Origin of the sequence: Streptomyces sp. TG1A-8 (assembly GCF_030499535.1) — a bacterium.
Taxonomy (GTDB): Bacteria; Actinomycetota; Actinomycetes; order Streptomycetales; family Streptomycetaceae; genus Streptomyces.
This window is the reverse complement of record NZ_JASTLB010000001.1, coordinates 6,014,029-6,028,095: the sequence shown is the minus strand read 5'-3', so window position 1 is coordinate 6,028,095 and position 14,067 is coordinate 6,014,029. Positions and strand designations below refer to the sequence as shown.

The 14,067-nt window shown below is 72.9% G+C and carries 16 protein-coding genes and 1 pseudogene; 8 read left to right on the top strand and 9 right to left on the bottom strand.

Annotation, left to right across the window (positions count from 1 at the left end):
- Positions 1 to 132 precede the first annotated feature (132 nt).
- From QQY24_RS26680 to rocD, 6 genes are all read left to right on the top strand, one after another.
- Complete coding sequence (locus QQY24_RS26680) at positions 133 to 1,158, top strand: 6-phosphofructokinase (protein ID WP_301975255.1); 1,026 nt, start codon at positions 133 to 135, stop codon at positions 1,156 to 1,158.
- A gap of 103 nt (positions 1,159 to 1,261) precedes the next feature.
- Positions 1,262 to 2,212: a cytochrome c oxidase assembly protein gene (locus tag QQY24_RS26675; protein ID WP_301975254.1), complete on the top strand. Its 951-nt coding sequence runs from the start codon at positions 1,262 to 1,264 to the stop codon at positions 2,210 to 2,212.
- Between the two features lie 68 nt (positions 2,213 to 2,280).
- Positions 2,281 to 2,448, top strand: coding sequence for a hypothetical protein (locus QQY24_RS26670; protein ID WP_301975253.1), 168 nt, complete (start codon positions 2,281 to 2,283; stop codon positions 2,446 to 2,448).
- A 31-nt stretch (positions 2,449 to 2,479) separates the two neighbouring features.
- Positions 2,480 to 2,965 (top strand): Lrp/AsnC family transcriptional regulator, encoded by a 486-nt coding sequence (locus QQY24_RS26665; RefSeq protein WP_301975252.1) that lies wholly within the window; start codon positions 2,480 to 2,482, stop codon positions 2,963 to 2,965.
- A 162-nt stretch (positions 2,966 to 3,127) separates the two neighbouring features.
- Positions 3,128 to 3,937 carry a dimethylargininase gene (ddaH, locus tag QQY24_RS26660; RefSeq protein WP_301975251.1) on the top strand — a complete coding sequence of 270 codons (810 nt, stop codon included), beginning with the start codon at positions 3,128 to 3,130 and terminating at the stop codon, positions 3,935 to 3,937.
- Positions 3,937 to 5,163 carry an ornithine--oxo-acid transaminase gene (rocD, locus tag QQY24_RS26655; RefSeq protein ID WP_301975250.1) on the top strand — a complete coding sequence of 409 codons (1,227 nt, stop codon included), beginning with the start codon at positions 3,937 to 3,939 and terminating at the stop codon, positions 5,161 to 5,163. The genes ddaH and rocD overlap by 1 nt, the downstream gene beginning before the upstream one ends.
- Positions 5,164 to 5,252: 89 nt before the next feature.
- Here the strand turns inward: rocD and QQY24_RS34840 are convergent.
- The 6 genes and pseudogenes from QQY24_RS34840 to QQY24_RS26620 form a co-directional block, all read right to left on the bottom strand.
- Positions 5,253 to 5,758 (bottom strand): annotated as a pseudogene (locus QQY24_RS34840) (sensor histidine kinase); the annotation flags it as partial.
- A 173-nt stretch (positions 5,759 to 5,931) separates the two neighbouring features.
- Positions 5,932 to 6,108 (bottom strand): hypothetical protein, encoded by a 177-nt coding sequence (locus tag QQY24_RS26640; RefSeq protein ID WP_301975248.1) that lies wholly within the window; start codon positions 6,106 to 6,108, stop codon positions 5,932 to 5,934.
- A 29-nt stretch (positions 6,109 to 6,137) separates the two neighbouring features.
- Entirely contained in the window at positions 6,138 to 7,184 is a 1,047-nt protein-coding gene (locus QQY24_RS26635) for an ATP-binding protein (RefSeq protein ID WP_301975247.1), read from the bottom strand.
- On the bottom strand, positions 7,172 to 7,591 hold the full coding sequence (locus QQY24_RS26630; RefSeq protein WP_301975246.1) for an anti-sigma regulatory factor: 420 nt from the start codon (positions 7,589 to 7,591) through the stop codon (positions 7,172 to 7,174). Before QQY24_RS26630 ends, QQY24_RS26635 begins: the two co-directional genes overlap by 13 nt.
- Positions 7,588 to 7,956, bottom strand: a complete 369-nt coding sequence (locus tag QQY24_RS26625; RefSeq protein ID WP_301975245.1) for an STAS domain-containing protein — start codon at positions 7,954 to 7,956, stop codon at positions 7,588 to 7,590. The genes QQY24_RS26630 and QQY24_RS26625 overlap by 4 nt, the downstream gene beginning before the upstream one ends.
- On the bottom strand, positions 7,953 to 8,801 hold the full coding sequence (locus QQY24_RS26620; RefSeq protein ID WP_301975244.1) for an STAS domain-containing protein: 849 nt from the start codon (positions 8,799 to 8,801) through the stop codon (positions 7,953 to 7,955). The genes QQY24_RS26625 and QQY24_RS26620 overlap by 4 nt, the downstream gene beginning before the upstream one ends.
- Positions 8,802 to 9,372: 571 nt before the next feature.
- On the opposite strand from QQY24_RS26620, the gene QQY24_RS26615 reads away from it, so the two are divergent.
- Both QQY24_RS26615 and QQY24_RS26610 read left to right on the top strand, forming a co-directional pair.
- A complete protein-coding gene (locus QQY24_RS26615) occupies positions 9,373 to 9,651 on the top strand; it encodes a GlsB/YeaQ/YmgE family stress response membrane protein (protein WP_301975243.1) in 279 nt (92 codons plus the stop codon).
- 258 nt (positions 9,652 to 9,909) lie between these two features.
- A complete protein-coding gene (locus QQY24_RS26610; RefSeq protein WP_301975242.1) occupies positions 9,910 to 10,635 on the top strand; it encodes a 1-acyl-sn-glycerol-3-phosphate acyltransferase in 726 nt (241 codons plus the stop codon).
- A gap of 186 nt (positions 10,636 to 10,821) precedes the next feature.
- Here QQY24_RS26610 and QQY24_RS26605 read toward each other — a convergent pair whose 3' ends face one another.
- The 3 genes from QQY24_RS26605 to ureG form a co-directional block, all read right to left on the bottom strand.
- On the bottom strand, positions 10,822 to 12,417 hold the full coding sequence (locus QQY24_RS26605) for an alpha/beta hydrolase (RefSeq protein WP_301975241.1): 1,596 nt from the start codon (positions 12,415 to 12,417) through the stop codon (positions 10,822 to 10,824).
- 147 nt (positions 12,418 to 12,564) lie between these two features.
- Positions 12,565 to 13,332 carry an urease accessory protein UreD gene (locus QQY24_RS26600; RefSeq protein WP_301975240.1) on the bottom strand — a complete coding sequence of 256 codons (768 nt, stop codon included), beginning with the start codon at positions 13,330 to 13,332 and terminating at the stop codon, positions 12,565 to 12,567.
- The gene (ureG, locus tag QQY24_RS26595; protein ID WP_301975239.1) at positions 13,320 to 13,997 is read right to left on the bottom strand and encodes an urease accessory protein UreG; all 678 of its coding nucleotides are present in this window, start codon (positions 13,995 to 13,997) and stop codon (positions 13,320 to 13,322) included. Before ureG ends, QQY24_RS26600 begins: the two co-directional genes overlap by 13 nt.
- Between the last annotated feature and the right edge of the window lie 70 nt (positions 13,998 to 14,067).

The window sequence follows — 14,067 nt, the reverse complement described above, 5'->3', positions numbered from 1 at the left end:
TCACATGTGCGGGCGCGTCCAGCAGGCGGACGCCTGCTACGGAGCCACCCCCTCACGCCGGTAGGGTGGCCGGGAACTCGCCGGACGACGCGGTCCGGCGTCCCGGCCCACGTTGAGAAGGTATTTCGGGCTATGCGCATTGGTGTCCTCACGTCCGGAGGCGACTGCCCCGGCCTGAACGCCGTCATCCGGTCCGTCGTGCACCGTGCCGTCGCCGACCACGGCGACGAGGTCATCGGTTTCCGGGACGGCTGGAAGGGCCTCCTGGAGTGCGACTATCTGAAGCTCGACCTCGATGCCGTGGGCGGCATCCTGGCCCGCGGCGGCACGATCCTCGGCTCCTCCCGGGTCCGCCCGGAGCACCTGCGGGGCGGCGTGGAGCGGGCCCGGGGCCATGTCGCGGAACTCGGCCTGGACGCGATCATCCCGATCGGCGGCGAGGGCACGCTGAAGGCGGCCCGGCTGCTGTCCGACAGCGGGCTGCCCATCGTCGGCGTGCCGAAGACCATCGACAACGACATCGCCGTCACGGACGTCACCTTCGGCTTCGACACCGCGGTGGGCGTCGCGACCGAGGCGCTGGACCGGCTCAAGACCACCGCCGAGTCCCACCAGCGGGTGCTGATCGTCGAGGTCATGGGCCGGCACACCGGCTGGATAGCGCTGCACTCCGGCATGGCGGCGGGCGCCCACGCCGTCGTCGTCCCCGAACGTCCCTTCGACATCGAGGAGTTGACCAAGAAGGTCGGCGCCCGGTTCGAGGCGGGCAAGCGGTTCGCGATCGTGGTCGCCGCGGAGGGGGCCAAACCGCGGCCCGGCTCCATGGCGTTCGACGAGGGCGGCAAGGACGTCTACGGACACGAACGCTTCGCGGGCATCGCGCGGCAGCTGTCGGTCGAGCTGGAGCGGCGGCTCGGCAAGGAGGCGCGTCCGGTCATCCTCGGGCACATCCAGCGGGGCGGCACTCCGACGGCGTACGACCGGGTGCTGGCCACCCGGTTCGGCTGGCACGCGGTGGAGGCGGTGCACCGGGGCGATTTCGGGAAGATGACGGCGCTGCGGGGGACGGACATAGTGATGGTGTCCCTGGCGGAGGCCGTGGAGACGCTGAAGACCGTTCCCGCGCAGCGGTACGACGAGGCGGAGTGCATCCTGTAGCCCCCGGAGCACGAACCGCCCCCGGTCGCAGGCGTGACCGGGGGCGGTCCTACTCTTGGGGGCGGACAGACGCGCACAACCCCCACGAATCAGGAGCCGGCGGATGGATCACAGCGGGCACGGCATGATGACGGACCTGCCGCCGTTCACGCTGGGGCGGGGCCTGGGCTGGTCGGCGGACCCGTTCTTCCTGGTCGCCTGCCTGGCGGGACTCGCGCTGTACGGCTGGGGGGCCGTCCGGCTGCGGCGGCGCGGTGACGCCTGGCCGGCGGGACGTACGGTGTCGTTCGCGGCCGGTGTGCTGACCGTCGCGCTGATGATGTGCACCCGGCTGAACGACTACGGCATGGTCATGTTCAGCGTGCACATGGTGCAGCACATGGTGATCAGCATGCTCTCGCCCATCCTGGTCCTGCTGGGCGCCCCGGTCACGCTGGCGCTGCGCGCCCTGCCGGCGGCCGGCAGGGGCCGCAGGGGGCCGCGCGAACTGCTGCTGGCACTGCTGCACAGCCGGTACATGCGGATCGTCACCCACCCGGCGTTCACGATCCCGCTGTTCATCGCGAGCCTGTACGGCCTGTACTTCACCCCGCTGTTCGACTTCCTGATGGGCTCGCGGACCGGGCACGTGGCGATGATGGTGCACTTCTTCGCCGTGGGCGTCGTCTTCTTCTGGCCGATCATCGGGGTGGACCCCGGGCCGCACCGCCCCGGTTACCTGATGCGGATGCTGGAGTTGTTCGCCGGCATGCCGTTCCACGCGTTCTTCGGCATCGCGCTGATGATGGCGTCGGCGCCGATGGTGGGCACGTTCACACACCCGCCGGCCTCGCTCGGCATCGACGCGCTCTCCGACCAGAACGCGGCCGGGGGCATCGCCTGGGCGTTCAGCGAGATCCCGTCCGTGCTGGTGCTGATAGCGCTGCTGTTCCAGTGGCACGGCTCCGAGCAGCGGCAGGCCAGGCGCAAGGACCGCGCCGCCGACCGGGACGGCGACAAGGAGCTGGAGGCGTACAACGCCTACCTGGCCTCCCTCAGCGCGCGCGAGGGCTGAGTCCGCGGTGTGCCGCGCGGGCCGGGCCGGGGCACCATGGGGGAACGGACCATGGGGAGGATGCCGCGATGCCCGGTTCCACGAACGGTTCAACCAAGGCCATGGGGGCGATGACCGCCGGCGGGCTCGTCGTGGTGACGGCCTACACGGTCGCGCTCGGCAGCAACGGCTGGCTGTGGTTCGGATGGGTGGTGCTGGGGCTGCTGACGCTCGCCCTGGTCCTCACCCGGCCCTGACCGTCCGCGCGGGGCTCACTACAGTGCCCGCATGAACAGCAGGACCGCTCCGTTCGACGACCTCGACCGGAAGATCATCACCGCGCTGATGGCGAACGCCCGGACCAGCTTCGCCGAGATCGGCGCGACAGTCGGGCTGTCGTCCACCGCGGTCAAGCGGCGCGTGGACCGGCTCCGGGAGACCGGCGTGATCACCGGGTTCACGGCCACGGTCGAGCCCTCCGCGCTCGGCTGGCGCACCGAGGCGTACGTCGAGGTGTACTGCGAGGGCGCGGCCCCGCCGCGGCGGCTCGCGGAGGTGGTGCGCAACCACCCGGAGATCACCGCGGCCATGACGGTGACCGGTGGCGCGGACGCGCTGCTGCACGTGCGGGCTCGGGACGTGGAACACTTCGAGGAGGTGCTGGAGCGCATCCGCACCGAGCCCTTCATCCGGAAGACGATCAGCGTGATGGTGCTGTCCCACCTCCTGCCGGAGAGCCCGGAGGCGGGCGCCACCCACGCGGCACCCGAGTGATCCCGCCCAAACCCGTGCCGGCGCAGTTGTCCTGCGTCCCTCCCGCCGAGGACGCAGCGGTGTTGCGCACACGCGCAGGTTTTGTTCCTTGTCGGCCCTCCGGGTCCCTTCCTACCGTGGTGTCGTCCCCCAGTGACAGACAGGAAGCGGAGGAAACCCTCTGTGTCCGGAAGTCGTGTGCAGCGCCCTCGGCGCTTTCTCGTCTGCGAGCCGAGGCACTTCGCGGTGCGGTACGCGATCAATCCCTGGATGCGTCCCGGCGCACCCGTCGACGTGGACCTCGCCCAGGAGCAGTGGCGGACCCTGGTGCGCGCCTACCGCGCCCACGGGCACACCGTGGAGGCGGTCGAGCCGGTGCCGGGCCTGCCCGACATGGTCTTCGCCGCGAACGCGGCGTGCGTGGTCGGCGGCCGGGTCTTCGGTTCCCTGTTCCACGCGCCCGAGCGGCGCCCCGAGTCGGTCCACTACGCCACCTGGTTCAAGACGGCGGGCTACGACGTGTACCGCCCCGGGTCCGTCGCCGAGGGCGAGGGCGACCTGGTGTGGACGGGCCGGTACGTGCTGGCCGGCACCGGGTTCCGCACCACCCGGGAGGCCCACCGCGAGGCCCAGGAGTTCCTCGGGCACCCGGTGATCGGCCTGACCCTGGTGGACCCGTACTTCTACCACCTGGACACGGCGCTGTTCGTGCTGGACGACGACAACATCGTCTACTACCCGGAGGCGTTCTCGCCGGGCAGCCGGGAGGTGCTCAGGCGCCTGTACCCGGACGCAGTGCTCGCCACCCGCGACGACGCGGCGGCGTTCGGGCTGAACTCGGTGTCCGACGGCCGCCACGTCTTCATCGCGCCCCGTGCCGAGGCGCTGGCCGGGCGCCTGGCCGACCACGGTTACGTCCCCGTCCCCGTCGACCTGTCGGAGTTCCACAAGGCCGGCGGTGGCATCAAGTGCTGCACCCAGGAGATCCGCTGATGACCGCACCCACGCACGCGCGCACGTCCGCCGACCTGATCCGCGCGGAGGAGCCGGTGCTCGCGCACAACTACCACCCCCTGCCCGTGGTCGTCGCCCGGGCCGAGGGCGCCTGGGTGGAGGACGTCGAGGGCCGCCGCTACCTGGACATGCTGGCCGGCTACTCGGCCCTGAACTTCGGCCACCGGCACCCGGCGCTGGTCGAGGCCGCGCACCGCCAGCTGGACCGGCTGACCCTCACCTCCCGCGCGTTCCACAACGACCGGCTCGCCGGGTTCTCCGCGCGGCTCGCCGCGCTGACCGGGCTGGACATGGTGTTGCCCATGAACACCGGCGCGGAGGCGGTGGAGAGCGGCATCAAGGTGGCCCGCAAGTGGGCGTACGACGTCAAGGGCGTCCCGGCCGGCCGGGCGACGATCCTGGTGGCGGCGGAGAACTTCCACGGCCGTACGACGACCATCGTGAGCTTCTCCACGGACGAGTCGGCCCGCGCGGGCTTCGGCCCGTTCACGCCCGGCTTCAGGGTGGTGCCGTACAACGACCTGGCCGCGCTGGAGGCGGCGGTCGACGAGACGACGGCCGCCGTACTGATCGAGCCCATCCAGGGCGAGGCGGGAGTGATCATCCCGGACGAGGGCTACCTGGCCGGTGTCCGTGAGCTGACCCGGCGCGCGGGCTGCCTGTTCGTCGCGGACGAGATCCAGTCCGGCCTCGGCCGCACCGGCCGCACCCTCGCCGTCGAGCACGAGGACGTCGTCCCGGACGTGCTGCTGCTGGGCAAGGCGCTGGGCGGCGGCATCGTGCCGGTGTCGGCGGTGGTGGCCCGGCGCGAGGTGATGGAGGTGCTGCACCCGGGTGAGCACGGCTCCACGTTCGGCGGCAACCCGCTGGCCGCGGCGGTCGGCACGGCGGTGGTCGAACTGCTGGAGACCGGTGAGTTCCAGCGGCGGGCCGCCGAGCTGGGCGTGGTCCTGCGCGACGGGCTGGCGAAGCTGTGCGGCAGGGGCGTGAGGGGCTTCCGGGCGCGCGGGCTGTGGGCGGGCGTCGACGTCGACCCCGCCCTCGGCACCGGCCGGGAGATCAGTGAACGGCTCATGCGGGAGGGGATCCTGGTCAAGGACACCCACGGTTCCACGATCCGGCTGGCGCCCCCGCTGACCATCACGGCCGAGGAGCTGCGCTCCGCGCTGGGCGCCCTGGAGAAGGTCCTCGCCCCGGGGGGCTGAGACGGGCTCCCCGGCCGCCCGGCGTCCGCCGGCCCGCCCCGTGCCGGCGCGGCGGCCGTCTCCTCCGGCGCCGCCCGGGCGAGGCGAGCGGGGATCTCGACGGTCACCCGGGTGCCGCGGCCGACCTCGCTGTCGAGGGTGAGCCTGCCCCCCAGCAGTTCCGTCAGCCTGCGGGCGTGGGGAAGCCCCAGGCCGGTGCCGGCCCGGCCCCGCTGGTGCGGTCCCCGTTGGTGGAACTCCTCGAAGACGCGGTCGAGGTCGGCGGCGGGGGTGCCGACGCCGGTGTCCTGGACGCGGAAGACGAAACGGGCGCCGCGCTCGTCCCCCTCCTCGGTGACGTCCAGGGCCACCGCGCCCCCGACCGTGAACTTCAGGCGTTCGACAGGACGTTCCGCAGGATCCTGGTCAGCATGACCTCATCGGTGACCAGGGGGCCCCGCTGGACGTGGTCCGGGATGCGCAGGTGCACTCCGGGCTGCGCGGTGCCCTGCAGCGTGCCGCGCAGCTGGTGCAGGAGCGCCCGGAGGTCGACCTCGGCGGGGTGCGGCTCCAGACGGCCGGACTCCGCCTTGGCGACGTCGAGCAGTTCGCCGATGGACGTGGTCGGCGCGGGGGTGCGCTGCGCGAGGACGAGTTCGTGCCGGCCGCCGTCGTCCGCGGACGGCAGGCGGCTGTCGTCGAGCGGGCGGGCGGCGGCGGTCAGCAGGGTCGGCGACGGTCGGCGTGCCTCGCGCCAGCCGAAGCGCACGGCCACGGCGACGGCACCGGTCACCTCCAGGCGGAGCTGCGCGGTGAGTCCCGAGGTGCCCAGGAGGTGTTCGCCGACTCGCTCACCACGGTGGTCAGCCTGACCAGGGAGCTGCCCGTCAGGCCCGTGACCCGGCACGCCGCCTGGGTGCAGCGGCGCAGGGTGACCACGTCGCCCCCTTCGTTCAGGGCGAGCATGATCAGTTCGTGGACGGGCGGCGCGGGGTTCACCGCTGCCCGTGCACGGCCACGACGACCCCGGCGTCGTCCCTGCGGACCGCGGCCTGGTTGAGGATCTGCGCGGCGACCAGGGAGGGATCCTGCACGAACAGGCCGGGGAAGTCCGCCGGCCTCCAGCGTTCGCTGAGGCCGTCGGAGTGCATGACGAGGGCGGCACCGGGCGGGAACGCCGCCTCGAAGGTGCGCGGCCGGGGCAGCTGCAGCCCGACGATGCCCGGCATGGACAGCAGTCCGCTGCGGGTGTCGCCGTTGCCGACCAGCGCCGTGATGTTGCCGGCCCCGCTCAGCCGCACGCGCTGGTCGACGAGGTCGATCAGCGCGATCGCCACGGCCGCGCCGCGGGTTCCGCGCAGCCCCTCGTGCACGTCCTGGAGCACGGCCGCCGGGCTCACGTGACGGCTGTCGCGGAAGGCCGCCCTGGCCCGTTCGGCGACCCGGGCCGCCAGGGGTCCGTGCCCGAGCCCGTCGCACATCATCAGCAGCAGGGCGTCGGAGCCGCGGCCGCTCACCGCGCGCACGGCCCAGGTGTCGCCGCACACCTGCTCGCCGCTGATCGGCCGGGTCAGCCCGGCGGTGCCCACCGGACCGGACGACGGTGCCTGGCCGTCCGCCCAGAAGCGCGCGAGCACCACCGTGCCGCGCCCGCGCAGGGAGTGGACGCCGGAGGCGTCGGCGAGCCGCCCGATGGCGCCCATCCCGATGCCGAGGCTGCCGGCGGCGGACGTGCCGTCGCGCAGTGCCCGCTGGAGGTCGTCGATGCCGGGACCGTCGTCCAGGGACAGGCACTCGACGGCGGCGCGGCCACGGGCGCGCGCCACGCGCAGGGCGAGGGAGCCGTCGTGGGCGTGTTTGAGGAGGTTGGTCGCCATCTCCGTCACGCACAGTTCGACACGCGCCACCTGTTCCTCGGAGAGGCAGATGCCGCGGGCCAGCTGACCGGCCTGGCGGCGGGCGGCCGCCGCCAGGGCGACGTCCGCGCGCAACCAGCACACGTCACCGGCCTCCGCGACGAGGGTGCCGTTCACCGGCCCCACTTCACTATGCGCACGGTGGTGCCGCCGGCCCCGGACTCGATGTCGAACTCGTCGACGAGCCGTTTGGCGCCGCTGAGACCGAGCCCCATGCCGTTGCCCGACGTCCAGCCGTCCGTCAGCGCCAGCTCGATGTCCCCGATGCCCGGGCCCTCGTCCTCGAACTCCACGAAGACGCCGGTGCGGCCCCCGTCGGCCACGGTCGCCGCGCGTACGACGCCTCCGCCGCCGTAGACGAGCATGTTGCGGCCGAGCTCGCTGGCCGCCGTGACCAGCTTCGTCTGGTGGACCAGTGACAGACCGCTGCGCTGGGCGAGCGTGCGGACCATCTGGCGGGCGGTGACGACGTCGCTGCTCCGGACCACCGAAACGGTTTCGGCCGAGCCGCTCGCGGCGCCGTAGTCCTTCATGCGCGGCCTGCGCTCAGGCGCCGCAGCAGCTTCAGGCCGCGCTCCAGGTTCAGGGCGGTGCGGACGCCCTTCAGGGACAGCCCGAGCTCGACGAGCGTCATGGCCACGGCGGGCCGCATGCCGACGACGATCGTCTCGGCGCCGAGGATGCGCGAGATGGAGGCGTTGGTGGCCAGCATGCGTCCGACGAAGGAGTCGACGATCTCCAGGGCCGAGATGTCGATGACGACGCCCTTGGCGCCGGTCGCGACGATGCGGTTGGACAGGTCCTCCTGCAGGTCCATCACCATCTGGTCCTCCAGGTCCGTCTGGATGGAGACCAGGAGGATCTCGCCGATCTTGAGAACGGGGATGCGGTCGGTCACAGCAGACCCCGCACGTCGTCCTCGGCGTCCAGGGCGACTTCCTTCAGGGCCTGGCGCAGCGCGTCCGACAGGGAGGCGTTGGTGGGGATGTCGCCGAACTCGATGCCGAGCGCCACGATGGTCTGGGCGATCTGCGGGCGGATGCCCGAGATGGTGCACTGCGCCCCCATCATGCGGGCGGCGACGACGGTCTTCAGCAGGTGCTGCGCGACCTGGGTGTCCACGGTCGGGACACCGGTGATGTCGATGATGGCGTGCGTGGAGTTGGTGTCGACGAGCGTATGCAGCATCTTCTCCATGACGACCTGGGTGCGGGCCGAGTCGAGCGTGCCCACCAGGGGCACGCCGACGACGCCGTCCCACAGCTTGACCACGGGCGTGGAGAGTTCGAGGAGCTGCTCGGCCTGCGAGGAGATGATCTCCTCGCGGGTGCGGACGTAGGCCTCGGTGGTCAGCAGGCCGAGTTCGTCCAGCAGCCGGGAGAACTGCAGGTACGCGCGGATGCTCTGCTCGTCCCCGGTGAGGGACGGCTCCAGCACCTCCTTGAGGGCGAGGACGCTCCTGGCGGTCTCGGTGGGGGTGAAGCCCTGCCGGGCGCGGTCGCGGGAGAGCTCGATCAGCAGGCTGCGCGCCTCGCCGAAGTGCTCCGACCGGCCGTCCAGTCCGCCGGCGGCGATGCCCTGGACGACGGCTTCGTACAGTTCACCCAGTTCACGGCCCAGCTCGGCCATGCTCAGCCGGCCCTGCAGGTCTTCACCGACCGTCCTGGTCCACTGGGCGAGGAACGCGTCACGCTGCGTGGTCAGTGTTTCGACCAGAAGGCGGGGGTTGCTCTCAGTCGCCACGTCTTCCTCACCAAACGCTTGATTGATTACGTCTGGAAGACGATACGACAATGCGATGCTCCCCCGTCGCGTGCCGCGGCCCGGGCGGGCGTCCCGGCCGCGGCACGGTGCCGTGCGCCCCCGGGCCGCCTCACCGTCGGTGACCTCGGCCTCTCCGGCAGCCCGCGGTGACGTTCGCCACCGGCCGGGCCCGCCACGACTCGGCACGGGGGGGCGGGACGGCCGTGCGGGGTGCCGGGGCGTCCGGCAACAGGCGTCCGGCAGCCGATCACGAGCGGCCGGCACCCGCTCCCTGGTTCCGGTTCCGCCCCGGCGCCGGTGCCGGGGGCCGGCGCCGATCACCTCTCCCGACGACCCGAGGCGTGTCGGCGGGCTTCCCCCGTCCCCTCGTGCCGGGGCCGGGGGACATCACCGCGGCTGCGGACCCGCGCCGCACCACGGGAGGGCGGGGCCGCGGCGGACCGGGAGGGGCAGCCGGAGCAGATGGTCATGTGCGCGACGTTTAAAAGCGATCCGGCAGCTAAGACGATGCACTAACGCGAACCTTATGTGACGAGGTAGGAGACACATCATGGGCATCATCGCTTGGATCCTCATCGGCCTGCTCGCGGGCTTCATCGCCAAGGCCCTGATGCCGGGCAAGGACCCCGGCGGCGTCATCATCACGATGCTGATCGGCATCGCGGGCGGTCTTCTCGGTGGCTGGCTCGGCAAGGTGATCTTCGGCGTCGACTCCATCGACGGGTTCTTCGACTTGTCCACCTGGATCGCCGCCATCATCGGCTCGGTGATCCTCCTCGCCCTCTACCGCCTGATCACCGGCAACCGCCACTCCCACCGCCACGCCTGACCCGGCGCCACGTGGCGGAAACCACGCGCGGAACGGCTCCCCGCCCCACCGGCGGGGAGCCGTTCCGCGCGCACATCACTTCTATCGCAGTCGCCCGGCGCACCACCCCGGGCGGCACCGCAGCCGTCTGGCCGTCGGACGACTCGGCGAATACGGTGGAGGACGGCCGCGGGCGCGCACGGGCCGACTGCCGTGACGGTGTCCTCGACGCGGGAAGAACCGAGTTGGAAGCGGGCCGGGCGGAGTGAGGGGCGAGCCGTGTTCTACCACCTGCTCAAGTACGTCCTGTTGGGGCCGCTGCTCCGGCTGGTCTTCCGGCCCCGGATCGAAGGCCTGGAGAACGTGCCGGCCTCGGGCGCGGCGATCGTCGCCGGGAACCACCTGTCCTTCGCCGACCACTTCCTGATGCCGGCGGTGCTGAAGCGGCGCATCACCTTCCTCGCCAAGGCGGAGTACTTCACCGGGCCGGGCCTCAAGGGCCGTCTCACCGCGTTCTTCTTCCGCAGCGCCGGGCAGATCCCCGTGGACCGCAGCGGCAAGGAGGCCGGGCGGGCCGCGATCCGCGAGGGTCTGGGCGTGCTCGGCCGGGGCGAACTGCTCGGCATCTACCCGGAGGGCACCCGCTCGCACGACGGCCGGCTCTACAAGGGCAAGGTCGGCGTGGCCGTGATGGCGCTGAGGGCCGGCGTCCCGGTGGTGCCGTGCGCGATGATCGGCACCTTCGAGGCGCAGCCGCCCGGCAGGAAGGTCCCGCGCGTGCGTCCCGTGGCCATCCGCTTCGGCGAGCCGCTCGACTTCTCCCGCTACGCCGGCATGGAGCAGGAGAAGGCCGTCCTGCGGGCCGTCACCGACGAGATCATGTACGCGATCCTCGCGCTGTCCGGGCAGGAGTACGTCGACGAGTACGCGGCCGTCGTCAAGGCCGGGCGGGCCGCGGAGCGGGGCGGCAGGGAGCGCAGGTTCCCCCGGGCGCCGCTCGGCTGACCCACGTCCCCGGCGCGGCGGCCGCGGAGCGGACGGCCGGTGCGCCGCGTCGGCGGGGATGTCTCCCCCGGCCCGCGCAGGGGTGTTCCGGCTCCTTCGGCCCAGCGGCGGAGGACGTCCGGCTCACGGCGTGGGAAAGGGGCGGCCGGAGTCCGGCCGCCCCTTCTTCCCGCCGTACCGGAGCGGTTACGGCTTGGGGGTCGCGTGCGGGGCGCAGGTCACGTCGGAGGTGTCCAGCCCGCCGGTGAGCAGGTAGGTGTCGACCCGGTCGTTGATGCAGGGGTTGACCAGGCCGGTCACGCCGTGGGAGCCCGCGTCCTTCTCGGTGATCAGGCGGGAGCCCTTGAAGCGGTGGTGCAGTTCGACGGCGCCCGGGTAGGGGGTGGCCGCGTCCCGCGTGGACTGCACGATCATCACCGGCGGCAGGCCCCGGTGGGTCGTGACCTCGACCGGCGTGTACTGCTTGCCGGGCCAGGTGGCGCAGGGCAGGTTCATCCAGGCGTTGGACCAGGTCAGGAACGGGTAGTCACGGTTGAGACGGGTGTTGTCCCGGTCCCATGTGCGCCAGTCGGTGGGCCACTTGGCGTCGGCGCACTCGACCGCCGTGTAGACGGCGTTGCTGTTCTCCGCGCTGATGTTGCCGGCGGTGTCCGTGAGGTCGGGGGCGGCGGCGTCCACGAGCGCCTGGGTGTCGCCGGCCGCGTACTGGCTGAACACCGTGGCGACCGGCACCCACGAGGAGTCGTAGTACGGGGCGCTCTGGAAGAAGGAGAGCAGCTCGGCCGGGCCGACGACCCCGCCGATGGGGTCCTTCTTGGCGGTGGCGCGCAACTGCAGCCACTTGGCCTGGACGGCGGCGCGGGTGGTGCCGAGGTGGAAGGCGGCGTCGTTGGCGGCGACCCAGTCCTCCCAGTCCTTCCAGCGCCCCTCGAAGGCGACGTCCTGGCCCAGGTTGGCCTGGTACCAGATGTTCTCGCGGGACGGGTCGACCACGCTGTCCACGATCATCCGGCGCAGGTGGCCCGGGAAGAGGGTGCCGTAGACGGCGCCGAGGTAGGTGCCGTAGGAGACGCCGAGGTAGTTGAGTCCCTTCTCGCCGAGCGCGGCGCGGATGACGTCCAGGTCGCGCGCGGTGTTCGGGGTGGTCATGTACGGCAGCATGGCGCCGCTGCGCTCGGCGCATCCCTGCGCGTACTCGCGGGCGAGCTTGCGCTGGGCGGCCTTGTCGGCCTCGGAGTCCGGCACCGGGTCGGCCTTGGGCGCCTTGACGTACTCCTGCGGGTCGACGCAGGAGAGGGGTGCCGAGTGGCCGACGCCGCGCGGGTCGAAACCGACGAAGTCGTAGGCCTTCGCGACCTTCGCCCAGACGGCGGCCTTGGTGGTGACCCGGCGCGGGAAGCGCAGTCCGGAGCCACCGGGGCCGCCCGGGTTGTACAGGAGGGCGCCCTGGCGCTCCGCCGCGGTGCCGGTGTTGCCGATCCGGTCGACGGCGAGCTTGATCTGCCTGCCGTTCGGCTTGGCGTAGTCGACCGGCACGGAGACCCAGCCGCACTGGATGGGCTTCTCCAGTCCCCAGTCGGCGGGGCAGTCCTGCCAGTCGACGCCGGCCCTGGCGGCACGGGCCGCGGCGATCCCGGCTCCCAGGGCCTCGCTGACCCGGCCGGTGCGGCCGTCGACGCCGGCCGCGGGCGTCGACACCGTGCCGGCGATCAGGGTCGCCGTGACGAGCGCGCCGGCCGAACCGAGCGCCAGCAGGCGGCTCTTCGGTCTGTAGTGCCTCACGTGGGCCCCTCCCCCTCCATCGCTGCAAATGCTCAGGCGGGGAATCCTTCCGGCTGTGAGGCGCCTGAGAACAGGGGGCGCGGACCATCTTTATCAATCCGATAACCGGGTGATCACGTCCCGCTGAGCGGAGCCGCTGGACAGGCCCTACGCCAGCAGCGCCAACGCCTCGTCCAGCAGGCGCCGGAGCCCGAGCGCGTCGGGGGCCACGGCGCTGACGAGCACGGCCGGACCGGCGAGCGGCACCAGCGCGGCGCACTCCCCCAGCATCGCCGCGGCGGGCGACCGCCCGGCGAACTCCGGCCGCACGACCACCAGCTGGCCGGCCGACCGGTGGCCGGCGAGCACGGCGGGCCCGTCCCAGCCGCCCGGTGCTCCGGGGCCGCAGGCCAGTTCCTGGTCCAGCACGGTCCGGCCCGCGACCCGCACCGTGAGCCTGCTGCCGAGCCGGCCGGGTTCCTCCCCGGTCCGCCCGAGCACCTGCTCCTCGCGCAGCACCAGCCGCGCCCCGGCGGCGAGTTCGGCCCGGGTGGTGACGCGCAGGTCGCTGCCCCGGGCGGAGATGAGCTGCTCGGGCAGCCAGCGCAGCTCGGCGCCGTCGGCCACGTCGAGCCGCACGTCGTAGCGCGCCTCGCCCCCGGCCTGGCCGGGCAGCGCCAGCGTGGCGGCGGCCGAGCCGACGTGCAGCCGGGCGCCCTCCTCCGCCCGTGCCGTGACGTGGAAGCGGTCCCCGCCGAGCGGGCCGCTCATCGCGCCGACCAGCACGACCCGCGCACCGGCGCCGCTCGCCCGGGTGCGGCGCGGTGCGAGCGGCCCCTCGCCGTCCAGCACGGGCAGCGCCGTGCCGCCGCGGCCGTCACCTCGGGCGGTGATCCGTGCGTGCGCCCGGACCCCGGCCGCGCTCACGCCGTCCACGCGGCGAGCCGCTCGCGCACCCAGGCGGCCACGTCCTCGATCCCCCGCCCACCGCGCAGGGACTGCAGGACGACCGGGAGCCCGGCCCGCTGCGCCCTGGCGTCGGCGGCCATCCGGGCCAGGTCGGAGCCGACGTACGGGGCGAGGTCGGTCTTGTTGACGACGAGCAGGTCGGCGGTGGTGACGCCGGGGCCGCCCTTGCGGGGGACGTCGTCACCGCCGGCGACGTCGATCACGAAGACCTGTGCGTCCACGAGCCCCTTGGAGAAGGTCGCGGTGAGGTTGTCCCCGCCGGACTCGACGAGGATGAGGTCCAGCGGCCCGACCGCGTCCTCCAGGTCCTCCACGGCTTCGAGGTTGGCGGAGATGTCGTCGCGGATCGCGGTGTGCGGGCACGCCCCGGTCTCCACGGCCGTGATCCGCTCGGGCGGCAGCACCGCCTCCCGCAGCAGGAACTCGGCGTCCTCGCGGGTGTAGATGTCGTTGGTGACGACGGCGAGGGACAGCTCGTCGCGCAGGACGCGGCAGAGCGCGGCGACGGTGGCGGTCTTCCCGGACCCCACGGGGCCGCCGAGCCCGATGCGCAGGGCCCGCCGGGTACCGTCGGGGCGGTGGGCGTCGGCGCTGAGGGCGGCGGGGCCCCGGTGGGTGTGGTCGAGGTGCATGTACGGCTCCTGGGATCTGGCGGGCCCGGTGTGTCCGGTCGGGCGGGCGGGGACGAGGGCGTCGGGCCGG